The sequence below is a fragment of the Streptomyces sp. NPDC007095 genome (assembly GCF_040634475.1).
GTDB lineage: Bacteria > Actinomycetota > Actinomycetes > Streptomycetales > Streptomycetaceae > Streptomyces.
The window spans coordinates 23,729-47,121 of the sequence record NZ_JBEYFS010000078.1; the positions used below are offsets into that span (position 1 = coordinate 23,729).

Annotated in this window: 20 protein-coding genes and 1 pseudogene; 12 read left to right on the top strand and 9 right to left on the bottom strand. The window is 69.7% G+C overall.

Translation table 11 applies throughout. The features are described from left to right. Positions 1-9 precede the first annotated feature (9 nt). Complete coding sequence (locus tag ABZ656_RS25930) at positions 10-156, bottom strand: hypothetical protein (protein ID WP_360270795.1); 147 nt, start codon at positions 154-156, stop codon at positions 10-12. Positions 157-439: 283 nt separating this feature from the next. On the opposite strand from ABZ656_RS25930, the gene ABZ656_RS25935 reads away from it, so the two are divergent. Then, on the top strand, positions 440-733 hold the full coding sequence (locus ABZ656_RS25935) for a hypothetical protein (RefSeq protein WP_101402914.1): 294 nt from the start codon (positions 440-442) through the stop codon (positions 731-733). 38 nt (positions 734-771) lie between these two features. On the opposite strand, the pseudogene ABZ656_RS25940 reads toward ABZ656_RS25935, so the two are convergent. Then, positions 772-909, bottom strand: a pseudogene (locus ABZ656_RS25940) (IS5/IS1182 family transposase); the annotation flags it as partial. A 91-nt stretch (positions 910-1,000) separates the two neighbouring features. Between ABZ656_RS25940 and ABZ656_RS25945 the strand changes: the two are divergent. Continuing rightward, positions 1,001-1,189, top strand: a complete 189-nt coding sequence (locus tag ABZ656_RS25945; RefSeq protein ID WP_360270825.1) for a hypothetical protein — start codon at positions 1,001-1,003, stop codon at positions 1,187-1,189. Between the two features lie 281 nt (positions 1,190-1,470). Then, positions 1,471-2,319: a class I SAM-dependent methyltransferase gene (locus tag ABZ656_RS25950; RefSeq protein WP_360270823.1), complete on the top strand. Its 849-nt coding sequence runs from the start codon at positions 1,471-1,473 to the stop codon at positions 2,317-2,319. Between the two features lie 284 nt (positions 2,320-2,603). Here ABZ656_RS25950 and ABZ656_RS25955 read toward each other — a convergent pair whose 3' ends face one another. Then, a complete protein-coding gene (locus ABZ656_RS25955) occupies positions 2,604-3,596 on the bottom strand; it encodes a LacI family DNA-binding transcriptional regulator (RefSeq protein WP_180362260.1) in 993 nt (330 codons plus the stop codon). 283 nt (positions 3,597-3,879) lie between these two features. Between ABZ656_RS25955 and ABZ656_RS25960 the strand changes: the two genes are divergently transcribed. The 5 genes from ABZ656_RS25960 to ABZ656_RS25980 all read left to right on the top strand — a co-directional run bounded on the left by ABZ656_RS25960 (position 3,880) and on the right by ABZ656_RS25980 (position 11,539). Beyond that, positions 3,880-4,803, top strand: coding sequence for a sugar ABC transporter permease (locus ABZ656_RS25960; protein ID WP_101402911.1), 924 nt, complete (start codon positions 3,880-3,882; stop codon positions 4,801-4,803). 4 nt (positions 4,804-4,807) lie between these two features. Further along, positions 4,808-5,761: a carbohydrate ABC transporter permease gene (locus ABZ656_RS25965; protein ID WP_101402910.1), complete on the top strand. Its 954-nt coding sequence runs from the start codon at positions 4,808-4,810 to the stop codon at positions 5,759-5,761. 100 nt (positions 5,762-5,861) lie between these two features. Then, on the top strand, positions 5,862-7,202 hold the full coding sequence (locus ABZ656_RS25970) for a sugar ABC transporter substrate-binding protein (protein ID WP_360270798.1): 1,341 nt from the start codon (positions 5,862-5,864) through the stop codon (positions 7,200-7,202). 108 nt (positions 7,203-7,310) lie between these two features. Further along, positions 7,311-9,371 carry a beta-galactosidase gene (locus ABZ656_RS25975; RefSeq protein ID WP_360270800.1) on the top strand — a complete coding sequence of 687 codons (2,061 nt, stop codon included), beginning with the start codon at positions 7,311-7,313 and terminating at the stop codon, positions 9,369-9,371. 110 nt (positions 9,372-9,481) lie between these two features. Continuing rightward, positions 9,482-11,539, top strand: a complete 2,058-nt coding sequence (locus ABZ656_RS25980) for an RICIN domain-containing protein (RefSeq protein ID WP_360270802.1) — start codon at positions 9,482-9,484, stop codon at positions 11,537-11,539. A gap of 92 nt (positions 11,540-11,631) precedes the next feature. Here ABZ656_RS25980 and ABZ656_RS25985 read toward each other — a convergent pair whose 3' ends face one another. From ABZ656_RS25985 to ABZ656_RS26000, 4 genes are all read right to left on the bottom strand, one after another. Beyond that, positions 11,632-12,279, bottom strand: a complete 648-nt coding sequence (locus tag ABZ656_RS25985) for a response regulator transcription factor (RefSeq protein WP_101402906.1) — start codon at positions 12,277-12,279, stop codon at positions 11,632-11,634. Beyond that, positions 12,276-13,541, bottom strand: a complete 1,266-nt coding sequence (locus ABZ656_RS25990) for a sensor histidine kinase (protein ID WP_101402905.1) — start codon at positions 13,539-13,541, stop codon at positions 12,276-12,278. The genes ABZ656_RS25985 and ABZ656_RS25990 overlap by 4 nt, the downstream gene beginning before the upstream one ends. A gap of 137 nt (positions 13,542-13,678) precedes the next feature. Further along, positions 13,679-14,836: an ABC transporter substrate-binding protein gene (locus ABZ656_RS25995; protein ID WP_360270805.1), complete on the bottom strand. Its 1,158-nt coding sequence runs from the start codon at positions 14,834-14,836 to the stop codon at positions 13,679-13,681. Positions 14,837-15,035: 199 nt separating this feature from the next. Then, a complete protein-coding gene (locus ABZ656_RS26000) occupies positions 15,036-15,665 on the bottom strand; it encodes a DUF6629 family protein (RefSeq protein WP_101402903.1) in 630 nt (209 codons plus the stop codon). Positions 15,666-15,991: 326 nt separating this feature from the next. On the opposite strand from ABZ656_RS26000, the gene ABZ656_RS26005 reads away from it, so the two are divergent. After that, positions 15,992-16,360, top strand: a complete 369-nt coding sequence (locus ABZ656_RS26005; RefSeq protein ID WP_360270807.1) for a VOC family protein — start codon at positions 15,992-15,994, stop codon at positions 16,358-16,360. Between the two features lie 31 nt (positions 16,361-16,391). On the opposite strand, the gene ABZ656_RS26010 is transcribed toward ABZ656_RS26005, so the two are convergent. Then, on the bottom strand, positions 16,392-18,782 hold the full coding sequence (locus ABZ656_RS26010) for an excinuclease ABC subunit UvrA (protein ID WP_360270809.1): 2,391 nt from the start codon (positions 18,780-18,782) through the stop codon (positions 16,392-16,394). Between the two features lie 209 nt (positions 18,783-18,991). Further along, the gene (locus tag ABZ656_RS26015) at positions 18,992-19,912 is read right to left on the bottom strand and encodes a LysR family transcriptional regulator (RefSeq protein WP_360270811.1); all 921 of its coding nucleotides are present in this window, start codon (positions 19,910-19,912) and stop codon (positions 18,992-18,994) included. Between the two features lie 80 nt (positions 19,913-19,992). Here ABZ656_RS26015 and ABZ656_RS26020 point away from each other — a divergent pair, with 80 nt between their 5' ends. The 3 genes from ABZ656_RS26020 to ABZ656_RS26030 form a co-directional block, all read left to right on the top strand. Beyond that, positions 19,993-20,916, top strand: coding sequence for a DMT family transporter (locus tag ABZ656_RS26020; protein ID WP_360270813.1), 924 nt, complete (start codon positions 19,993-19,995; stop codon positions 20,914-20,916). Next, positions 20,886-21,383 carry a YbaK/EbsC family protein gene (locus tag ABZ656_RS26025; RefSeq protein ID WP_360270815.1) on the top strand — a complete coding sequence of 166 codons (498 nt, stop codon included), beginning with the start codon at positions 20,886-20,888 and terminating at the stop codon, positions 21,381-21,383. The genes ABZ656_RS26020 and ABZ656_RS26025 overlap by 31 nt, the downstream gene beginning before the upstream one ends. A 147-nt stretch (positions 21,384-21,530) precedes the next feature. Beyond that, the coding region (locus ABZ656_RS26030) for an AMP-binding protein (RefSeq protein ID WP_360270817.1) at positions 21,531-23,393 on the top strand (1,863 nt) is incomplete at its 3' end.

Here is a 23,393-nt window from a genome sequence, read left to right on the forward strand (position 1 = left end):
GCGGCCCCGTCACCCGGGGCCGTCCTCGATGCCGGTGAAGCCGAGGACGCGGAGTTGTCCGAGCCGGTGAGCGGCCGCATCGGCGCCGTACTCGACGTCACCGAACCCGAACCCCTCCCCGCCGACGCCCTCGGTGCGGCGGGCGGGCCTGGTCAAGAGCGCCGGAGCGGTTCGGCCGGGACCGGGTCGTCTGCCGGTCAGTCCCGGTCGGCCGAGGGTTGGCCGACCCGGCCGCCTGTGTGCGCTGACTGGACATAACCCTCGGGTGGCAGGGGAAGTGCGACCACACACTGCGCCGAACACGCGTTGACCAGCAGGGGCAGAACGTCCGTGGCCACCCGCAGCGAGATCCAGACCGGGTGGAGCCCGCCGAGCTCGACCGCCGCAGACGGACCGAGACGCGTTCTTCGACGCATGTCTGCTGATGCAGGGACCGCGGGTGATGCCGCCAGGGCTTCAGGCCGCCGCGTTCGGGGCACTCGCCGGCATCCCGCGGGTGCGTGTCGACCGAGATGAGGTGGACATCCTCGGCCGCCGCGGAATTGGGGTGTCCTACCCAGGCATCGACTTCACTTTCCTCTTCGACCGCGACACCTACGTATATCTGGGCATGCGGCTAAAAGGCAGCACAGCCAAGCTGGTGCACGGTCATTGGCAGGAGACCAACCCGTATTTCGAAACGAAGGGCCTCCGGCAAATCGCTGTGGTCAACCGCATTGGCCAACGCCCCTAGACCCTGTCGTCAAACGTCACGCCCACATCGCGCACGCCGGTGGAGTCGACCGACACCATCCAGTCGACGGTGCCGGCCACATCCGCCTCCGACTGGGCGGCCCGCAGCATCCGTTCGAAGGTGCCGTCGGCCGCCCACCGGCGGAACCAGGTGTGCAGGGTGGCCCAGGATCCGTACTCCCTGGGCGGACGCCGGCACGAAGACCGTCTGCGAGGTGGCCGACCGGAAGTTGTTGTCAGCGTCGAAGACGGCCCGGTAGGAGAAGTAGTGCCCGAGCCGCTCAACTCCCTCAGCCAGCACGCCGTAGGCATGCACGCGTGGCCGCACCGGGATCGCGGGCGTTGGCTCGCGCTCGCCATCGGCCAGGCAGACAAGGAACTGCCACTCGAACTGCTTGCAGTGGTCGGCCAGGCCCCCGCGCTCGACCTGAGCGCGGTCCGCATGTCAGAGTCGTAGCGTTCCCGGGCCGCTTCCGGATCAGCGGCGGGACCCTCGGGCCACCGGTCCTTCATCGTCCCCCGCTGTTCGAACGGAGCCCAACGCGGCCCTTCGTCCCCTTCGCCGCCGATCTGACGCCGTACGCGTGGCCCTGGAGCGCGAGGAGCGCCTGACCGACGACGACCACGTGGTCCTGCGCACGAAATGGGGCATCAGGCAGTCCGCGCGTTCGTTATCTTGACCGGTGCGGCGACCGCCGTCGGGCAATCCTGTGCTTCTGTGAAAGGTGGCGGGTGGCGGTGGTCGTCGGCTGGGAGTGGGACGACACGTTGTTCTCGGGGACGGCCTCCTACTACCAGCGGGGAAGGCTCCCGTACGCACCCGGTCTCGCGGATGTGCTCGCCGAGGTTCTGCGACTCGACGGCCGGGGGCGCCTGATCGACGTGGGATGCGGACCGGGCACCCTGGCTCTGAGTCTGGCCCACCTGTTCGGTGAGATCGTCGGTGTGGACCCGGACAACGGGATGCTCTCCGAAGCGGTGCGCGGAGCCGCCGAGGCGGGGGTGAGCGGAAAGTCACGATGGGTGCGGGTCCGGGCCGAGGAACTGCCCGCAGGTCTTGGGACGTTCACGGTGGCGACCTTCGGCCAGTCCTTCCACTGGATGGATCGGGATCTGGTGGCGGCGACCATCAGGGACATGCTCATGCCCGGCGGGGCGTTCGTGCACATCTCGGATCTGAAGACGGAGCGTCGATCCGTCGAGGGTCTTCCGCATCCGGCGGTGCCCTACGTCGCGATGGACGAGTTGGTCAGGCGCTACCTCGGACCGGTACGACGAGCCGGGCGCGGGGTGCTGCCGCAGGGCACGCCCGGCGGCGAGGCGGCGGTGCTCGCGCGCGCGGGATTCTCCGGTCCTCAGCGTCATGTCGTTCCCGGCGGGCATGCGCTCGAGCGCACTTACGATGACGTCGTCGCGGGGGTGTTCTCGATGTCGTTCTCGGCTCCGCACCTGTTCGGCGCGCGCCGTGACGCCTTCGAGTCGGACCTGCGCCGGCTGCTGCGGGAGGTGTCCCCATCGGGCCGATTCTCCGAGCGCCTTGCGAGCACCGAGGTCTTCGTCTGGGGAAAGAACCCGGCCGAGCCGTGATCAGACGGCCGCCGGCACGAGGTCACAGCGCCGGCCCGGGCCTTCATCGCCCTTGGACTGGGACTGACGCGCGTGGCCGCCTCACCTACGTCGTGAGCACCTACCGGGGGACCCTCTCCCTGCTCCACGACCCACGGCTCAGCTCGGATGCGCGCAACCTCCCCGAGGTCGGCGCCGACGCCGCGGCGCACGCGTACGAAGATGGTCTTACCGGGCTACCGCCCGACTTCATCCGGATCGACCCGCCCGAGCACGACCGAATCCGGCGCCTGCTGACGCGGAACCTACGCATCCCCGGACGGCGGAGCCGTGCTCCCCCGCACCACCAGCTTCGTGGGGACGAGCGTGGTGCCGTGTTCCGGCCCGCCGTGGCGCATCCGCCGCAGGACACCCTCGACGCACAGGCGTCCCACCTCGGCGAAGTCCTGGTGGACCGTGGTCAGCGGCGGCAGGAAGGAGCCGGCCTCGGGGATGTCGTCGAAGCCGATGACGCTGACGTCGTCGGGGATCTTCCGGCCGCGTTCGTGCAGGGCCCGCAGGAGGCCCAGCGCCATCTGGTCGTTGGCGGCGAACACCGCCGTACAGTCGCGCTCGTCCGCGAGCCGCAGGCCCGCGCGGTAGCCGGACTCCGCCGACCAGTCGCCTCGGACCAGAGACGGCGGGACGCGGCCCGCCTCGGTCAGGGCGGCGTGCCAGGCGTCGGTGCGGCGCTGTGCCGCGAAGGACTCCTCGGGCCCGGCCAGATGCCAGACCGTGCTGTGGCCGAGGTCCAGAAGGTGGCGTACGGCGGCCCGAGCTCCCCCGGCCTGGTCGGTGTCGACCACCGCGTAGCGGTCGCCCGCGTCCGAGTCGGCGACGACGACCTGCACATGCGGGGGCAGGGAGATGGTCGCCGCGTCGAGCAGATGTACCTCCATGATGGCGATGACGGCGTCGACGGCGAGTTCCCCGAGCCGGGAGAAGGCGCCCCGCACCTCGTCCTGGGTGGGCACGGCGACCGGCAGCAGCGTGACGGCGTAGCCCTCCTGCGCCGCGGAGGTGGCGATCGCCTCCAGGGTACGCATGTTGCCCGTGGTGGAGAGGTTGAAGGTGATGACGCCGATGGTGCGGAACTCACCGCGCTTGAGGGCCCGGGCGGCGCTGTTGGGCCGGTAGCCCAGTTCCTTCATCGCCGCCAGCACCTGTTCACGGGTCTCCTCGTTCACACCCGCGTAACCGTTGGACACGCGGGAGACCGTCTGCGAGGAGACCCCGGCCAGGCGCGCGACATCCGCCATGGACGCGGTCTGCGCGCGACCCACCGCCCGTTTTCCCTTGCGCCCGCGGGACCGTTCCGTCCCCGTCGAGGCACTGTCCGCAGTGTCCACCCGTCTCCTTTGTTACCCGGGTCGCCGTTTCGTCAGACGACCCTTGACCACCGACATTGGCGCAGTGTAGACATGCCGCCATCAGATGTTTACGTAAACATAACAGCCCTCGACGCGAAGGGGGACGGCATGTTTACGTAAACATCGCGACGGCGTGAGACGCCGGTTCCAAGATGGACGAGCGAGGAACGACATGACGACGCTTCAACCCCCTGCGGCCGTGGCACGGCGCCCGGACCGGCCTCCGAAAAGGGACCGCCGCTCCTGGACAGGATGGGGGTTCATCGGCCCCTTCGCGGTGGTCTTCGCCTTCGTCTTCCTGGCTCCGATCGCCTATTCGATCTACCTCAGCCTCTTCCGTGACAAGCTCATCGGGGGAACGTCCTTCGTCGGCCTGGACAACTACAAGCAGGCTCTCCAGGACGACCAGTTCTGGTCCTCCTTGGAGCGGGTCTCGCTGTTCCTGCTGATCCAGGTGCCGATCATGCTGGGGATCGCCCTGCTCGTCGCACTCGCGCTGGACAGCGGCCGTCTGTACGGCAGGAACTTCTTCCGGATCTCGATCTTCCTGCCGTACGCGGTGCCCGCCGTGGTCGCCACCCTGATGTGGGGCTTCATGTACGGCACCCGGTTCGGCCTGGTGGGTGACATCAACAGCGCCTTCGACGTCACCCTGCCCGACCCGCTCTCCGCGGACCTGGTCCTGGCGTCGATCGGCAACATCGTCACCTGGGAGTTCGTGGGCTACAACATGCTGATCTTCTATTCCGCGCTGAGGGTCATCCCGAGCTCTCTGTACGAGGCCGCGGAGATCGACGGCGCCGGGCAGATCCGCATCATCTCGGCCATCAAGCTGCCCGCCATCCGCGGCGCCCTGGTCATCGCGACGATCTTCTCGATCATCGGCAGCTTCCAGCTCTTCAACGAGCCGAGCATCCTGCGGCCGCTGGCGCGCAACGCCATCACGACGGACTACACCCCGAACTTCTACACGTACTCACTGTCCTTCAACGGACAGCAGCACAACTACTCCGCGGCGGTCGCCATCATCATGGGGCTGATCACCATGGTCATCGCCTATGTCGTGCAGCTCCGCGGCATGCGCAAGGGAGCGTGACCCGATGAGCAGCACGAGCAGCCCCGTCACCACCGCCTCCCAGCCCCCGTCCGCCCAGTCCGGCGGTTCCAAGAACACGCCCCGACTGCGCACACGGCACAAGCACACTCCCGGACGCCCCAAGCGCAGCGTCCTGCTGACCGTGCTCACCGGCCTGATCATGCTCTACACCGTGGTGCCCCTGGTGTGGCTGGTCATCAGCGCCACCAAGACCCAGGACGGGCTCGCCACCTCGTCCGGCCTGTGGTTCAGCCACAAGTTCGCCCTCTGGGAAAACATCCACGACACGTTCACGTACCACGACGGCATCTTCGTCCGCTGGCTGCTGAACACCCTGCTGTACGTCGTGCTCGGCGCCGGCGGCGCGACCCTCCTGGCGATCCTGGGCGGCTACGCGCTGGCGAAGTTCAACTTCCCCGGGAAGCGCGCCGTCTTCGCCGTGGTCATCGGTGCCGTCGCTGTCCCGGGCACCGCCCTGGCGGTGCCCACCTTCCTGATGTTCAGCAAGATGGGGCTGACGGACACACCGTGGGCGGTGATCATCCCCTCGCTCGTCTCGCCCTTCGGCCTGTACCTGATGTGGGTCTTCGCCAGCGAGGCCATCCCCACCGAACTGATGGAGGCCGCCCGCATCGACGGAGCGGGCGAGATCCGCACCTTCTTCCAGGTCGCCATGCCGCTGCTCGCTCCTGGCACCGTGACCGTCCTGCTGTTCACCACGGTCGCGACCTGGAACAACTACTTCCTGCCGCTGATCATGCTCAAGGACCCGAACTGGTACCCCCTGACCCTGGGCCTGGACGCCTGGAACTCCCAGGCCCAGACGATCGGTGGCGACGTGATCTTCAACCTGGTGATCACCGGTTCGCTGCTCACCATCGTGCCGCTGATCGCCGCGTTCCTGCTGCTGCAGAAGTACTGGCAGTCCGGGCTCGCCGCCGGAAGCGTCAAGGAATAACCCGCCCTCAGGCCCCCACCCCCCGCAGCCTCACCTCTTTCACCCTCACCCTGTCCCACCCATGAAGAAGTCCCACCCACGAAGAAGTGGAAGCACCTCCATGCGCAGAACCACCGGCCGCCTGCTGCGCGGCTTCGCTGTCCTCTCCGTCCTCGCCCTCGGGGCGACCGCCTGCGGCGGCTCCGACAACAACAGCTCGGGCCAGAAGGCGGTCTCCGCCACGGACATCCAGGCGGCCCTCAAGAAGGGCGGCACGGTCAACGTCTGGGCCTGGGAGCCCACGCTGAAGACGGTCGCCGCCGACTTCCAGAAGAAGTACCCCAAGGTCAAGATCAACCTCGTCGGCGACCGGTCCGGTGACAAGCACTACACCGCCCTGTCGAACGCCATCGCGGCCGGCAAGGGCGTCCCCGACGTCGCCCAGGTCGAGTACTTCGCGCTGAGCCAGTACTCCCTCACCAAGGGCCTCAGCGACCTGGCCCCCTACGGCGCCGACAAGCTCGCCGCCAAGTACACCCCGGGTCCGTGGAACGCCGTGAGCGAGGGTGACAAGGTCTACGGCCTGCCGATGGACTCCGGCCCCATGGCGATGTTCTACAACAAGAAGGTCTTCGACAAGTACAAGATCGCCGTGCCGACCACCTGGGACGAGTACGTCGACGCGGCCCGCAAGCTGCACAAGGCCGACCCCAAGGTCTACATCGCCAACGACGCCGGTGACGCGGGCTTCACCACCAGCATGCTGTGGCAGGCCGGTTCGCGCCCCTACAAGGTCGACGGCACCAAGGTGACGGTCAACTTCGAGGACGCGGGCGCCAAGAAGTACACCGACACCTGGCAGAAGCTCATCGACGAGAAGCTCGTCGCACCCATCAACGGCTGGACCGACGACTGGTACAAGGGCCTGGGCGACGGCACCATCGCCACCCTGACCACCGGCGCCTGGATGCCCGCCAACTTCGTCTCCGGCGTGCCGAACGCCTCCGGTGACTGGCGAGCGGCTCCGATGCCGCAGTGGACCAAGGGGGACAAGGCGAGCGCGGAGAACGGCGGCAGCTCCCTTGCCCTGCCCGCGCTGGGCAAGAACAAGGAACTCGCCTACGCGTTCGTCGAGTACGCCAACTCCGGCGACGGCGTGCAGACCCGCATCAAGCAGGGCGCCTTCCCGGCGACCAAGGCGGAGCTCCAGTCCACCGAGTTCCAGAACACCAAGTTCGCCTACTTCGGCGGCCAGGAAGCCAACAAGATCTTCGCCGAGTCCGCCGCCAACGTCGCCAGCGACTGGTCGTACCTGCCCTTCCAGCAGTACGCCAACTCGATCTTCAACGACACCGTCGGCAAGGCCTACATCTCCGGCACCAAGCTGGCCGACGGCCTGAAGAGCTGGCAGGACGCCTCCATCAAGTACGGCAACGAGCAGGGCTTCACCGTCTCGAAGTAACCGGCATTCCCCTCGGGAGCCGCCGCTGAGCAGCAGGCGCTCAGCGGCGGCCGCCCGGAAGCAACCACGTACCTCGCGCCACGCCGTGCAGTAAACGGAAGGACCACCATGATCTCCACCCTCCTGTCCCAGTTGCGGCACGGGCCGGACGGTGATTCCACCCCCCGCCTCGCCTACGGCGCCGACTACAACCCGGAGCAGTGGCCACGCGAGGTGTGGGAGGAGGACATCCGGCTGATGCGGGAGGCGGGCGTCAACATCGTCTCCGTGGCGATCTTCTCCTGGGCCCGTATCCAGCCCGCCGAGAACGAGTGGGACTTCGGCTGGCTCGACGAGGTCATGGACCTGCTGCACGCGGGGGGCATCGGGGTCGACCTGGCCACCGCCACCGCCTCCCCGCCGCCCTGGCTCAGCACGGCGTACCCGGAGATCCTTCCGGTCACCGCGTCCGGCGAGACGCTGTGGCCCGGGGCGCGCCAGCACTGGCGTCCCACCTCGCCCGTCTTCCGCGAGCACGCGCTGCGCCTGGTGCGGAAGATGGCCGAGCGGTACGCGAACCATCCCGCGCTGGTCGCCTGGCACGTCTCCAACGAGCTGGGCTGCCACAACGTCTACGACTACTCCGAGGACGCCGCCCGCGCCTTCCGCGACTGGCTGCGCTCCCGCTACACCACCCTCGACGCTCTCAACCACGCCTGGGGAACGGCGTTCTGGTCCCAGCGCTACAGCGACTGGGAGCAGATCCTGCCGCCCCGGCTGGCCGCCTCCCACCCGAACCCCACCCAGCAGCTGGACTTCAAGCGTTTCTCCTCCGATGTGCTGAAGGACCATCTGCGCGCGGAGCGGGACGTGCTGCGCGAGCTCACACCGGATGTTCCGGTCACCACCAACTTCATGGTGATGGGCAACACCAAGGGCATGAACTACGCGGACTGGGCCGCCGAGATCGACTTCGTCTCCAACGACCACTACGTGGTGCCCGGCCCGCAGGACCGCGACGAACTGTCCTTCTCCGCCAACCTCGTCAGCGGCATCGCCGGTGGCCGTCCGTGGTTCCTCATGGAACACTCCACCAGCGCCGTCAACTGGCAGCCGATCAACGTGGCCAAGCGGCCGGGCGACCTCGCCCGTGACTCGCTGGTGCATGTCGCCCACGGCGCCGACGCGGTGTGCTTCTTCCAGTGGCGCCAGTCGGCGGCAGGCGCCGAGAAGTACCACTCGGCGATGGTGCCGCACGCCGGAGCCGACAGCGAGGTCTTCCGCGCGGTGGCCGGCCTCGGACAGACCCTCAAGACCCTCGCTCCGGTCGCCGGGACGGAGCGTGAGCCGGCCCGGGTCGGGATCGTCTTCGACTGGGACTCGTGGTGGGCGAGCGAGCAGGACTCCCACCCCACCGCCCAGCTCAGCTACCGGCAGGAGGCGCTGGACTGGTACTCCGCGCTTCTTGCCCTCGGCATCCGGGCCGATGTCGTCACCACGCAGACCGAACTCGACCGCTACCAGGTCCTGATCACGCCGGTGCTGCACGTCATGCCGGCCCTGCTCGCCAAGGAGCTCACCCGGTACGCCGAGAACGGCGGCCACCTGGTCACCACGTACTTCTCCGGTGTCGTCGACGAGAACGACCACATCTGGCTCGGCGGCTACCCGGGAGCCCTGCGCGAGCTTCTCGGCATCCGCATCGAGGAGTTCGGCCCGCTGCTCGACGGCGAGACGGCCGACGTCGCCCTGGACGGCGTGGACGGCACCGCGACTGGCACCTTGTGGACCGACCGGATCAGCGTCACCGACCCGGCGGTGGAGGTGCTGGCGCACTACCGTGACGGCACGTACGCCGACCGCCCCGCCGTCACCCGGCGCCCGACGGGCGAGGGCTCGGCCGCGTACGTCTCCACCCGGCTCGGCACGGACGGTCTCACCGCGCTGCTGCCGAAGCTGCTCGCCCCGGCCGGTGTGCACAGCGAACTGCCGGACGGCACGCGGGGAAGCGTCGAGCTGATCGTGCGCCGAAGCGCCGACAGCCGCTACCTGTTCCTGGTCAACCGGACCGACGAGACCGTGCCGCTGACCGGAGTCTCCGGAGACCTGTTGGTCGGCCGGACGGACGACGACGGCACCGTCGTCCTCGCCCCCCGGGACGTCGCCGTACTGCGGCAGCCCGCCCTCTGACAGCCCTCGAACAGCGAGCACGGCCCCCCGTTCGAGGGTGACGCCGGCGTGTCCCCACCCGGGGGCACGCCGGTCCATCGCAGCGACCACATACGAGTTGGGAGCACACGTTGGCACGCCGTACCCGCACAAGACGGCTTCTGGGAACCATCGCAGGCACCGCACTGGCCACCGGGGCAGCCCTGGTCACCGCCCCGCCGACGAGCGCGGAGACCGCGCCGGCGGCAGCCGCGTCCGTGACCGTCCGGCCCGATCCCTCCTACAAGGAGCAGAGCTTCGAGGGCTGGGGCACCAGCCTGGTCTGGTTCGCCAACGCCACCGGCAACTACCCTGCGCCGATCCGCGAGAAGCTCGCCAAGCTCCTGTTCGGCGACGACGGCCTCAACCTCAACATCGCCCGCTACAACATCGGCGGCGGCAACGCCCCGGACGTCAAGAACTACCTGCGGGCCGGCGGAGCGGTCGAGGGCTGGTGGAAGGCCCCGGACGGCACCGCCCGTACGGATACCGACTGGTGGAGCGCCGACGACGCGGCCGACTGGAACCCGAACGCCGACGCCACCCAGCGCTGGTGGGTGGACCGGATCAAGAAGGACATCACCCACTGGGAGACGTTCAGCAACTCGCCGCCCTGGTTCATGACCACCAGCGGCTACGTCTCCGGCGGCTTCAACTCCTCCGCCGACCAGCTCAAGGCCGACTCCGTCGACGACTTCGCCGCCTACCTGGCGGGCGCGACCAAGCGGCTTGAGAAGGCGCACGGCATCAAGGTCGACACCCTCGACCCGTTCAACGAGCCGAACACGAACTACTGGGGTACGCGCCTGGGCGCGGACGGGCAGCCGGTCGGCGGCCGCCAGGAGGGGGCCCACATCGGCCCCGCGCTCCAGCAGCAGGTGATCCGCGCGCTGGCCCCCGCCCTCAAGAAGGCGAAGACCGGCACGAAGATCTCCGCGATGGACGAGACCAACCCCAACATCTTCACGCAGAACTGGAACTCCTACCCCCAGGACGTGCGGGACCTCGTCGGCCAGCTGAACGTCCACACCTACGGCACCGGCGGCCGTACCAGCGTGCGCGACCTGGCCAAGGCGGCTGACAAGCCGCTGTGGATGAGCGAGGTCGAGGGTGACTGGGGCGACGGCCAGAGCTTCACGGACATGCGGCCGGGCCTCGGTCTTGCCCAGCAGATGGTCGACGACCTGCGCGAACTCGAGCCCAAGGCCTGGGTGTTCTGGCAGCCGGTCGAGGACTACGACAACATGAAGCCGGGCGGTGAGTCCGCCAAGGGCGGCAACTGGGGCAGCATCCAGCTCCCGTTCAGCTGTACCTCCGCGGACACCCTCGCGACCTGTCCCATCTACACGAACACGAAGTTCGACACCGCCCGCAACTTCACCCACTACATCAAACCGGGCGACCGGCTGATCAAGACCGACGACACGTCGAGCGCCGCCGCGGTCTCCAAGAGCGGCAACGGGGCGACCGTCGTCCACGTCAACAGCACCACCAGCGCGCGTACGGTCACCATCGACCTGTCCAGGTTCGGCCACATCGCGCGGGGCGCGACGGTGACTCCCGTGGTGACCAGCGCGGACGGCAAGCTGGCACGCCAGACCCCCGTCGCGGTCACCGACCGCCAGGCCACCTTCACCGTGCCCGCCCAGTCCGTGACCTCCTTCGTCGTCAAGGGCGTGTCGGGCGTTGCCAAGGACGCCGCTCTGCTGAAGAAGGGCCACACCTACTCCCTGACCGGCGTCCAGAGCGGCAAGGCGCTCACCGTCGCGGACGACGGCAGCAAGCTCGTCATCAAGACGGCCGGCACCGACGCGGCAACGGTCACCGGCCAGCGGTGGCAGCTGCGACAGCTCAGCGGCCAGACCGGCAACCGGCAGCGGTACGTGTTCACCAACCCGGTGGAGGGCAAGCGACTGGCCGTGCGCGACGGCGCCCCCGTCCTGGAGGCGGACACCGGCCCTCGTGACGCCGCCACGCAGTGGATCATGTCGACGACCGGTGACGGCACCTGGACCCTCGTCAACGCCGCCGCCGGAAGGCTCCTGGAGGTGGGCGGCCAGGCCACCGCCGACGGATCCGCCGTCACGATCTGGACGCCCAACTCCGGCTCCAACCAGCGGTGGACGGTGTCCGACGTGACCGGCTCCTAGCCCTGCGGCGACATCCACTCCGTGCCCGCCCGTGACGCTCCGGGCGGGCACGGAGACGGATGCCTCGTAGGCCGCGTGAACTTCCTTGTGAGTCAGGTGAGTTCGAGCAGCCCCCTGCGCACGGCCTCCGACACGGCCGCCGCCCGATTGTCGACCTTGAGTTTGCGATAGACGCGCACGAGGTGGGTCTTGACCGTGGCCTCGCTGAGGTACAGCGCCTCGGCGATGGCCCGGTTGCTGCGCCCCTCGGCCAGCAGCCGGACGACCTCGATCTCGCGATGGCTCAAGTCCTGCTCCGGGTTGACCACTTGGCCGACGAGTTCGCCGACGATCTCCGCGGCGAGTCCCATGGAGCCCGCCGCAGCGGTGCGCACCGCCTGGAACAGTTCCTCGGGCGGCCCCGCCTTGAGTACGTAGCCTCGCGCACCCGCTTCCAACGCGCGGACGACATCGGCCCGTCCGGCGTAACTGGTCAGCATCACCACCGCCACACCGGGCGCCCGGGCACCGAGCCGGCGGGCCGCCTCGACGCCGTCGATCCCGTGGCCGGGTCCGGCGAACCGCAGATCCATCAGCGCGACGTCCGGGACCAACCGGGTACCCAGCCGGACCGCTTCCTCGCCGCTGCCCGCCTCCGCGATCACGTCGAGGTCGGGTTCGCCTTCCAGCAGGGCCCGCAGTCCGGCGCGTACGACGGTGTGGTCGTCGGCGATCAGCACGCGCAGCGGTGCGGCGGTCATCGGGCGGTCGCCGGTGTGAACGACGGCTCGACCGGCCGCGGCCGGGACCGCGCGGACACCGAGGCACGGATCCTGGTACCCCGGCCGGGTGCGCTGCTGACGTCCAGGTCGCCTCCGCACTCACGCAGGCGCGCCCGAGCGACCGTGAGGCCGAATCCGCGGTCCGTCCGGACGGGGCCCGGCGAGCGCTCGCTCGCGAACGGGACGGCCGGATCGAAACCGACTCCGTCGTCGCTCACTTCGAGTTCCACACGATCGGGGTGCCGGTGGAAGGTGACCAGTACGTTCACCGCGTGGGCGTGTTCGCGTACGTTCGCCAGCGCGTTCTGGGCGATTCGGAACAGGGTGGTGGCGGCCTGGTCGTCGAGGGCGGGCTGATGCGTTCCGAGCGAGCGGAACCGCACCCGGGCCGCGGCACCTTCCTGACGCGAACGGTCGCACAGCAGCCGCAGCGCGCCTTCGAGGCCGGCTTCGGCGACGGTGGTCGGGGTCAGGTCCCGGATCATCCGGCGGGTCTCGGCGAGGTTGCCGTCCAGGCCCTCGGCCACGGCACGGACACGGGTCCGTGTCACCTCCGGCCGCGCGTCCCAGTCGCGCTCGGCCGCCTGGAGCAGCATCAGGCTGCCTGCGAGTTCCTGGGCCAGGGTGTCGTGCAGATCGCGGGCGATGCGGGTGCGTTCCGCCAGTACGCCCGCCTGGCGTTGCTGCCGCGCGAGCGTGTCCCGGGTGTCCCGCAGTTCCTCGACGAGGCGCTGGCGGATCGCGGCGTCCCGCTGCTGGCCCCGGTAGAGGGCGACGGTTCCCCAGACGGCCGCCACCGGAACGAGGACGACCTCCGGGTCGAACCGGCCCGTGGACCGGACGAGCGCGTCGACGAGCACGAAGGTGATCACGGCGACCGAGACCATCGCGGAGCGGCGGCCGAGCACGCCCAGGGCCGCGCAGGCCAGCGGGACGGCACACCAGACGTAGGCCGTCGTCAGTGGTGGCGGCGCGAGGAAGACGAGGGTGGTCCACAGCAGGAGCAGCAGCGGGATCCAGAGGTGCCGGCCGAGCGGGCCGAGCCGGTCCCAGCAGGCGAGCCCGCCCGCGTACGCCACGGCCAGCAGCCCGCTGACGGTCACGATGTACCAGCACAGGGGTATCTCGAGCTGGGCGAGGCGCACGAGTCCGGCGCCGACGACGAGGAAGAAGGCGAGGTGCGAAACGTGTTCCAGGGTGGGCCGGTTGCCGCGAGGGGTCAGTGGAGCGCGGTCGGGCACGGCAGATCCCCTTGGGCGGACTGATCCAGTCGGACAGGGCGTCCGAGTCTATCCGTCACCTGTAGGGCCGATGTGAAGAGCGGGACTGCCGGTCTCCGTACCGACCGGCGTACGGAGACCAGCGACCCCACCAGCGGTTACGCCCCCGGGTGCAGGCCGGGCCGGCCCGGCGTGGGGTCACCCTTCACCTCGCCGAAGTAGAGAGCGAAGGTCTGCTTCCAGCGCTCGACGGCCGCGCGGTCGGCCATGAAACGGGGGAAGCCGTCGATGTGGGCGTCGGGGTACTCCCAGATCGGCTTCAGACCGGCCGCGGGCGTGACGTCGGTCCGTACCGACCAGCCGTTGAAGGACGCCTGCTGCTGGGTGGTGGACAGCTGCCAGTTGAGGTACAGCTTGGCGGCCGCCGTGTTCCTGGCCTGCTTGAGGACGGCGGCGCGCTGGCCCCAGGCCATGAAGGGGTGCCCGTCGGCGACGACCCACTTCGCGGGAGCGGTGGCCGGGGAGGTCAGCGTGCCCGCCGTGCCGATGCCGATCGCCTTCTGCTTGCCGAAGACGGCGTCCCCCGGGGAGTTGCTGCCGCGGGCGAACCGCACGTCCTGCCGGGCGAGCGCGGCCACCCAGGCCCAGCCGTACTTCTGCGCGTACAGGCTGTAGAGGTAGAGGACCGCGTCGTCGTCGTGCGGGTACGACGAGGCGATCTTCCCCTGCCACTTCGGGTCGATCAGGTCGAGCGGGGTCCTCGGGGCGTCCGTGCCGACCGCGGCGACGTCGTACAGGAAGCTGAAGCCGATCGCGCCGATGGCGACCCAGGCGCCGTGCGGGTCCTTGAAGCCGTCGTACACCTTGGAGAATCCGGCCGGCTTGTACGGCAGCAGGCGGCCCTGCTCCTTCCAGCGGGTGAAGTCCTGGAGCGTCTGAAGTTGTACGACGTCGGGGACCAGGGTGTCGGTGGCGAACTGGTTGTCGACGCGGACGTCGTGGTACTTGCTGTAGTCCACGATGAGCTTCAGGTCGATGTCCGGGAAGCGCTTGAGGAAGGCGGCCTTGGTGCCGTCCTGCTGTGTCGGGGTGTCTCCGCCGGCGTAGATGACGAGCTTGCCGCCGTCCGCCAGGGCGGCCCGGTACAACTCGTCGAGCGTCCTGGTCTCCTCGGCTCCGCCGGCCCGCCGGGACCCGGTGGGCGAGGCAGCGGCGGCGGGGCCGGCCGCGGCGCCGAACGCTGCGAGGCCGAGGGCCGCGGCACCGGCACCTGCTCCGGTGGCGAGTACGCGTCGTCTGCTGAGGAAACTGGACACTCTGTGGGCCTCTCTGACGGGGGGGGTGAGGACCTCGGCGGGATGGAACGCGGCGCCATGGTCAGTGGCGATTCTGGCGCCGTGGCGTGACCCCGCGCGTCGTCCGTACGGAGCGGAGGCCGCGCGGGCGGTGGAACCCGCGTTCAACCGATCGGTTGAACGAGGTCGACGACCGTGCGGGCCGCGCACGACGTGTCTGTCAGCGGCCCGTGTCCGGCCCGGCCTGGCGCCGACGCACCCAGCCGAACATCGCCACCGAACCCACCGCGGCGAACGCGCACCAGGTCGACACGAACTCCAGCTCCCACAGCACCCAGCAGATCAGCGCGCCCGCGCCCATCAGCACCCCGAGCAGCAGAAGCCCGCGGTCACCGGAGAGCAGGAGCGAGCCGACGGTGGCCAGGAGGTAGCCGGCGACGAGCAGTTCAGGATGGTCCAGATGCACGAAATAGCCGAGGGTGTGGCCGCGGACCTCCGCTCGCACGGGTCGTGTCACGAGGGCGTTCGCGAGTGTGGCGGCGGTCGCGAGGCCGATCGCCAGGGGGACCGTCAGCCTGCGCCGGGCGTGCGGGGGCGCCGCGCACATCACACCGGCCGGGACCCACACCGCGAGCAGAGGCAGCGCGATGACGGCCCAGGCGACGGTGGCGGGGCCCGTACCTCCGCCGGAGTCCCAGACCACGGACTCCACGATCTGATGTGCCCCGAGGATCAACGGCAGCGCGGCCAGCGGCAGGTCACGGGCCCGCCGCACCCGCGCCACACAGGCCACCCCGACCGCGGCGATCCCGGCACCGGCGGCCAGGTCGGCCGTCGCACTCCAACACATCGCGTCACCAAGGGGTCGGCCGTCATGTGATTACGCCCTTACGCCGACCACGGTAGTGCCGCCGCCGATCGGACTCATAGAGGCCACCCGCCCATGCGGGGGGCGAGCGGGACCGGCGGCGCCGAAATCCGTTCTGCTGAAGAGGTGATCGGTGCCGTCATGGACGGCCTGCTGCGTCGCGGCATGGACCGCTGCCCATCGCGGGCTGCCACTCTCAACGCGGCGCCGCGTTGACATAAACCAGGTCGCGGAGCGTGGAGTTGATCCCTACGGTGTGACGCCGGACGAGTTCGGACTCACAGCATGATGGGTGTTACGGAGTTTCCATGCCCCCGCAGATGAAGCTCACGGCGATCACACTCGACTGCGCCGATCCAGAGGCACTGGCCGCGTTCTATCAGCAAGCCACCGGACTTGAGCTTCACCCCAAGTCCAACGGTGACTTCGCCGGCGTCACCCGCGAGGACGGGCTCGGCATCGGTTTTCAACGGGTCGACGACTACCAGGCTCCGCGCTGGCCGGGCCAGGCCGTGCCGCAACAGAGCCACCTCGACTTCGCGGTCGACGACCTCGACGAGGCGGAGGCCCTGCTGCTGCGGTTGGGCGCGGCCAAACCGGAGTACCAACCGGGTGGAGACAGATGGCGCGTCTTCACTGACCCGGCCGGGCATCCCTTCTGCCTGATCGCAGGCTGACGTCGGGAACACCGTCGCGCGAGGGCCGGCGTCAGGTGCCGACGTAGGTCGCGAGGTGCTTGCCGGTGAGGGTGGAACGGGCTGCGACGAGGTCGGCGGGGGTGCCCTCGAAGACAAGTCGGCCGCCGTCGTGGCCGGCGCCGGGGCCGAGGTCGATGATCCAGTCGGCGTGCGCCATCACCGCCTGGTGGTGCTCGACGACGATGACCGACTTGCCGGCGTCGACGAGCCGGTCGAGCAGACCGAGCAGCTGCTCGACGTCGGCGAGGTGAAGACCGGCGGTCGGCTCGTCGAGGACGTAGACGCCACCCTTGTCCGCCATATGGGTGGCCAGCTTGAGCCGCTGTCGCTCACCGCCGGACAGCGTGGTGAGCGGCTGGCCGAGGCTGAGGTAGCCGAGGCCGACATCGGAGAGTCGGGTGAGGACGCGGTGAGCGGCCGGCGTGTGCGCCTCGCCGGCGCCGAAGAACTCCTCGGCCTCGGTCACCGACATCGCGAGCACCTCGCTGATGTCGCGGCCGCCGAGGTGGTAGTCGAGCACCGATGCCTGGAACCGCTTCCCCTCGCACTCCTCGCAGGTGGTGGCGACGCCGGCCATCATCGCCAGGTCGGTGTAGATGACGCCGGCGCCGTTGCAGGTGGGGCAGGCGCCCTCGGAGTTGGCACTGAACAGGGCCGGTTTCACGCCGTTGGCCTTGGCGAACGCCTTGCGGATCGGGTCGAGCAGTCCGGTGTACGTCGCCGGGTTGCTGCGTCGCGAGCCGCGGATCGCGCCCTGGTCGACCGACACCACGCCCTCGCCGGCCGGGATCGACCCGTGCACGAGCGAGCTCTTGCCGGAGCCGGCGACGCCGGTGACGACGGCAAGCACCCCGAGCGGGATGTCGACGTCGACGCCCTGGAGGTTGTGCGTCCTCGCGCCGCGGATCTCCAGCATGCCGGTGGGCTTGCGCACCGTCTCCTTGACGACGGCCCGGTCGTCGAAATGGCGGCCGGTGATGGTGCCACCGCTCCGCAGCCCCTCGACGGTGCCCTCGAAGCAGACGGTGCCGCCCGCCGTACCGGCGCCGGGACCGAGGTCGACGACATGGTCGGCGATCGCGATCGTCTCCGGCTTGTGCTCCACGACGAGCACCGTGTTGCCCTTGTCCCGCAGCCGCAGCAGCAGGTCGTTCATCCGCTGGATGTCATGCGGGTGCAGGCCGATGGTGGGCTCGTCGAAGACGTAGGTCACGTCGGTGAGCGAGGAGCCGAGGTGGCGGATCATCTTGACGCGCTGTGCCTCGCCGCCGGACAGCGTGCCCGCCGGCCGGTCGAGCGAGAGGTAGCCGAGCCCGATCTCCACGAACGAGTCGAGGGTCTGCTGCAGCGCGGTGAGCAGCGGCGCCACCGACGGCTCGTCGAGACGGCGGACCCACTCGGCCAGGTCGCTGATCTGCATCGCGCAGGCGTCGGCGATGCTGATCCGCTTGATCTTCGACGACCGGGCCCCTTCGTTGAGCCGGGTGCCGTCGCACTCGAGGCAGGTGGTGAAGGTGACCGCCCGGTCCACGAACTCCCGGATGTGCGGCTGCATGCCCTCCCGGTCCTTGGCGAGCATCGACTTCTGGATCCGTGGGACCAGCCCCTCGTAGGTCATGTTGATGCCCGCGATCTTCATCCGGGTCGGCTCGCGGTGGAGGAAGTCGTGCAGCTCCTTCTTGGTGAACTTGCGGATCGGCTTGTCCGGGTCGAAGAAGCCCGACTCGCTGTAGAGCCGTGAGTTCCAGCCGCCCCCCGTGTAGCCGGGGACGGTGATCGCGCCCTCGGAGAGCGACTTGGAGTCGTCGTAGAGCTGGGTGAGGTCGAGGTCGGAGACCGAGCCACGGCCCTCGCAGCGCGGGCACATGCCGCCGGTGATGCTGAAGCTGCGGCGCTCCTTCACGGTCTGTCCGCCGCGCTCCATGGTGACCGCGCCGGCTCCGCTGATCGAGGCGACGTTGAAGGAGAACGCCTTGGGCGAGCCGATGTGCGGCTTGCCGAGCCGGCTGAAGAGGATGCGCAGCATCGCGTTGGCGTCGGTGGCGGTGCCGACGGTGGAGCGTGGGTCGGCGCCCAGCCGCTGCTGGTCGACGGTGATCACGGTGGTCAGCCCGTCGAGGACGTCGACCTCGGGCCGCGCCAGCGTCGGCATGAATCCCTGCACGAAGGCGCTGTACGTCTCGTTGATCAGCCGCTGTGACTCCGCCGCAATCGTGTTGAACACCAGCGAGCTCTTGCCCGAGCCGGACACGCCGGTGAACACCGTCAGGCGGCGCTTCGGGATCTCGATGCTGACGTCCTTGAGATTGTTCTCGCGCGCGCCGTGCACGCGGATCAGGTCGTGGCTGTCGGCAACGTGCGGCGCAGGCGACTGCGTGTCCGTCCTCGGGGCCATGCTCATCGTGTCTCCATCTGTCGAGTGGGCCGCCTTCGCGGACTCCGTCGGCGTCGCCTGGCTGGATCCGGCCGGCCCCGAGGGTAACGTCAGGTCTTCCTGTGCCGGGGCGTGGATCGCGATGTCCATGGCCGTCACGGTAGCCGCGGCTCGCTGACCGGCGCTTCTCGAATCCTGACCGGTCTGGTCACCTGCTTCGACGCGCACGACGGCGTTCACGCCGGAACCGCGCCGCCGTCCCGCCGCTGGATGGTCACCGCTGCCCGGTGGAGTTCGGTGAGCACCGTTCGTACGGCTCTTCGTGCGGCACGTTCGGGGCGGTGGAGCACGTCGATGTGGCGTCGGGTGTGCACGCCGCTGAGAGGTCTGAGGACGAGTGCGGGGTGTGGGCGCGTGGTCCAGCGGGGCATGAGGGCCAGACCCCCTCCGGCGGCGACGGCTTCGGCGACCACCGAGAATTCGTTGATGCGATGGACGATGTCGAGCCGGCGGTTCGCGGCGCTCGCGATGGCGTCGATGGTGGCCATGAGCGGGAACCCGTCGTGCACGGTGATCCAGGGTTGGTCCGCCACGTCGCGCGGGGTCAGACGTCGTTTGGCGGTCAAGGGGTGGCCGGCCGGCAGGGCGATGTCCAGCGGTTCACGCAGCAGCGTGTCGGCGGCGACCGTGGCCGGCCAGGGCGGCGCCTGGTCGAGACGGTGGGCGAGTACGAGGTCGTAGTCCCGGGTCAGTCCGGGGAAGTGGTCCTGCGCGACATCCTCGTCGGCGAGCGAGAGCCTTGGGCGTCCAGGCCCTGCCTGGCCGAGCAGCAGGAGCGGGAAGAACGCGGAGGCCGCGCTGTGGAAGGCCGCCACCGATACGCCCGAGTCCGGCTGGTCGACGAACTCGTCGATCGCGTGGCGTGCCGTGGCCATCGCGGTCTCCACCTCGATCGCGGCACGGGCCAGGGCTTGCCCGGCATCGGTGAGTACCAGCCGTCGGCCGTCGCGTTCGGTGAGAGGGACGGGGATCGAGCGTTGCAGCAGCCGCAGCTGTTGGGAGATCGCCGAGGGTGTCATCAGCAACGCCTCGGCGGTGGCGGTCACGCTTCCCGACTCGCCGAGCTCCCGCAAGATCTGCAACTGCCGTTCGTTCACCTGCTCAGTGTAGTGATGCTTCAGGATCGGTGAAGAACATCGTTCTTGGCTTCAAGGTGGGAACAGTGCAGCGTAGGGGCGTGTTCCACACTCGCCGCACTGACGCAGTGCTTCTGCTTGTCGCCATCGTCTGGGGCTCCAGCTACCTGGCCGCGAAGACGGCCACCCATGCCCTGCCGGTCCTGGTGGTGCTGTTCGCGCGGTACGCGCTCTCCGCGATCTGCCTCGCCCTCGTCGCCGCCCGCCGCCGGAAGGAGCGCTGCACGCGGGACGAAGTACGTGTCGGGGCTGTGCTGGGGGTCACTCAGGCCGCTGTCCTGGTTCTGGAGACGTACGGTGTCGCGCACACCAGCGCGGCCAACGCCGGCCTGATCATCAGCCTCACCATCGTGCTCACCCCACTGCTGGACCGCACGACGGACAACGGACGGCTGCCTCCGCGCTTCTTCGCCGCCACGGGTGTGTGCCTGGTGGCCGTCGCACTGCTCATGTCCGGCAGCGGCTTCCACACTCCCGGGATCGGCGACCTGCTGATGCTCGCCGCCGCGGTGGTGCGCGCGGCGCATGTCGCGCTCGTGGGGCGCCTCACGAAGGGCCGCGTCGTGCGGCCGTTGCAGCTCACGGCCGTCCAGACGGGTGTCGGGTCGGCGCTGTTCGTGGTGCCCGCCGCCAGCGCCCTGCCGACGCTGACCCGGGTCGATGCCACGGTCTGGGGCCAGCTCGTGTATCTCGCCCTGTTCTGCAGCGTGTTCGCCTTCCTCGCCCAGACCTGGGCGGTGCAGAACAGCTCTGCCAGCCGGGCCAGTCTGCTGCTGGGCACCGAACCGGTCTGGGCGGTCGTGGTCGGCGTCTGCCTCGGCGGCGAAGGGCTCACCGTCCTCACCGGCCTCGGCGCCGCGCTCATGGTCACCGGAACGTACTGGGGGCAGCACATCGAACGCACCCACCGCACCACCCACATCGAGGAGTCCCCATGCCGGACAACGGCACCTACGAGCGTCTGATCAGCCTGCTCGACAGCACCGCGACCGCGTACGAACTCATCGACCACGAACCGGAAGGCACCACCGAGACGGTCAGCACACTGCGCGGGCACCCGGTGTCCGAAGCCGCGAAGTGCCTCGTCCTGATGGTCAAGATCGACCGGCGGGTCACTCGCCACGTGCTCGCGGTCGTCCCGGGGGACCGACGTGTGGACCTCGACGCCATCCGCACGCTGTTCGCGGCCCGCTACGTCGGATTCTGCGACGCGGCCACCGCGGAGCGACTGGCCCATGCCGTCCCAGGCACCGTTCTGCCCTTCAGCTTCGACCCCGCACTCGAACTCGTCGCGGATCCGGACGTCGTCGCGCGACCGTGCCTCTACTTCAACGCCGCTCGCCTCGATCGCTCGCTGGCCGTGTCCGGGGCGGACTACGCCAGGCTCGCCGAGCCGCGTGTCGAACGCATTGCCGGTCCGCCCTCGGACTGAGCGATAAGGCCCCGGCTCCGGAATATCGGAGGCGGTGTGGTGCGGAGCGGCGGCCGACGCGCCGCAAGGTTGTGGCGGCGCTGAACGGGCGTTCGGCTGACGTACGGTTACGGCGAGTGGTCTGCGGTCGAGGTCGTAGGGGTGGGGATGGCCGAATTCCAGGGCGAGTTGGTGCGTGCGTTGCCCAGCACTTTGAGGGAGCACTCGGCTCGGCTGGGAGGCAGGACCGCCTATGTGGACAGCCGCCGCGCCGTCACCTACCGGGAGTTGGAGGAGCGCACCGGTCGGCTGGCGGGGCATCTGGCGCGGCTCGGAGTGCGGCGCGGGGAGCGGGTCGCGATCCATCTGGGCAATCGGGTGGAGCTCGTGGAGAGCTGTCTCGGGGTGCTGCGGGCCGGGGCGGTCGGCGTGCTGCTGAACCCCGGTGCGTCGGACGAAGAGCTGGGGTATTTCCTCGACGACAGCGGCGCGGTCCTGGTGATCACCGAGGAGTCGCTGGCCACCCGGGTCGCCCGACTGGCGACTGGGCGAACCGAGTTACGGGTGGCCGTCGTCGGTCCCGGCGATCCGCCCGCCGACACGTTCGCCTCCGAGGACCTGCCCGCCGATGCGCTCGCCTTCGAGGACCTGGCCGGGACGGATCCTGGCGCGGGGCCCCGGGACGACCTCGGTCTCGACGATCCGGCGTGGATTCTCTACACCTCGGGCACGACCGGGGAGAGCAAGGGCGTGGTCTCCACACAGCGTGCCGCCCTGTGGTCGGTGGCGGCGGCCTACGTGCCGGCGCACGGACTGCGGGAGGAGGACCGGCTGCTGTGGCCCCTGCCCATGTTCCACGCCTTCGCGCACTCGCTGTGCCTGATGGGAGTGATCGCGGTCGGTGCGAGCGCACGCCTCCTCGCTCCGGGTGCGAGCGTCGCCCAGGCGCTGGCCGCCGAGCCGTTCACCATTCTGGCCGGGGTGCCCGCCACCTATCGCCTCCTGCTGGAGTCGCTGCGCGAGACGGCGACCCCGGTGTCTTCGTCGCTGCGCCTGTGCGTCACCGGGGGCGCGCCCTGTTCCCCTGAGCTGAAGGCGGAGGTCGGCCGTGTCCTGGCCGCTCCCCTGCTCGACGGCTACGGCTCCACGGAGACCTGCGGGAAGATCGCGGTCCAGCGGCTCGACGGACCCCGTGACGACGCCTCCAGCGGGCCTCCGCTGCCGGGGCTCGCGGTGCGGCTGACCGATCCGTCCACCGGTGCCGAGGTCGCAGACGGGGCCGACGGGGAGATCTGGGTCCGCGGCCCCGGACTGATGACGGGCTATCACAACCGCCCGGACGCCACCGCAAAGGCGTTCTCCGACGGTTGGTACCGCACCGGGGACCTGGGCCGGCTAGGCACGAACGGACACCTCCGTGTCACCGGCCGGGTCAAGGAACTCATCATCCGAGGCGGGGAGAACATCAACCCGTCCGAGGTCGAGCAGATACTGCTGGCCCGTCCCGATGTCGCCGACGCCGCTGTCGTCGGCCGGCGGCACGAGGTGCTGGGCGAGGTGCCGGTCGCCTTCGTCGTCCCGGGACCTGACGGGTTCGACACGGCACGGGCGCTCGCCGACTGCCGGGAGCGGCTGTCCGGGTTCAAGGTGCCGGACGAGATCTACCCGACCCCCGTCATCCCCCGTACCCCCTCCGGCAAGATCGTCCGGTCCGCGCTCGCCGAGCAGTTGACGCAGCGGCTCGCCGCCGAACGCGCGGCCGCGTCCACGGCGCTGCGCGAGCGGCTGACGGCCGCGTCCGACGCCGTACTGGACCTGGTACTCGACGAGACCGCCCACACGCTCGGCGTCCCCGCACAGTCCCTCGACCCCGAACTGCCCTTCATGGCACAGGGACTCACTTCCCTCGGCGGTGTGCTGTTGCGCGACCGGCTGGGCACGGCGACCGGTCTCGATCTGCCGGCGACGCTGGTGTTCGACCATCCCACGCCGGCCGCCGCGGCGGCCTCGGTGCGCGACGCGCTGCACGGC

Excerpts from the sequence above, each read along its gene's own strand:
- ABZ656_RS25955 (WP_180362260.1), bottom strand. The coding sequence starts at position 3,596 with ATGGCGGATGTCGCGCGCCTGGCCGGGGTCTCCTCGCAGACGGTCTCC.
- ABZ656_RS25965 (WP_101402910.1), top strand. The coding sequence starts at position 4,808 with ATGAGCAGCACGAGCAGCCCCGTCACCACCGCCTCCCAGCCCCCGTCC.
- ABZ656_RS26010 (WP_360270809.1), bottom strand. The coding sequence starts at position 18,782 with ATGAGCATGGCCCCGAGGACGGACACGCAGTCGCCTGCGCCGCACGTT.
- ABZ656_RS26000 (WP_101402903.1), bottom strand. The coding sequence starts at position 15,665 with ATGTGTTGGAGTGCGACGGCCGACCTGGCCGCCGGTGCCGGGATCGCC.
- ABZ656_RS25985 (WP_101402906.1), bottom strand. The coding sequence starts at position 12,279 with ATGACCGCCGCACCGCTGCGCGTGCTGATCGCCGACGACCACACCGTC.
- ABZ656_RS25960 (WP_101402911.1), top strand. The coding sequence starts at position 3,880 with ATGACGACGCTTCAACCCCCTGCGGCCGTGGCACGGCGCCCGGACCGG.
- ABZ656_RS26025 (WP_360270815.1), top strand. The coding sequence starts at position 20,886 with ATGCCGGACAACGGCACCTACGAGCGTCTGATCAGCCTGCTCGACAGC.
- ABZ656_RS26005 (WP_360270807.1), top strand. The coding sequence starts at position 15,992 with ATGCCCCCGCAGATGAAGCTCACGGCGATCACACTCGACTGCGCCGAT.
- ABZ656_RS25975 (WP_360270800.1), top strand. The coding sequence starts at position 7,311 with ATGATCTCCACCCTCCTGTCCCAGTTGCGGCACGGGCCGGACGGTGAT.
- ABZ656_RS25970 (WP_360270798.1), top strand. The coding sequence starts at position 5,862 with ATGCGCAGAACCACCGGCCGCCTGCTGCGCGGCTTCGCTGTCCTCTCC.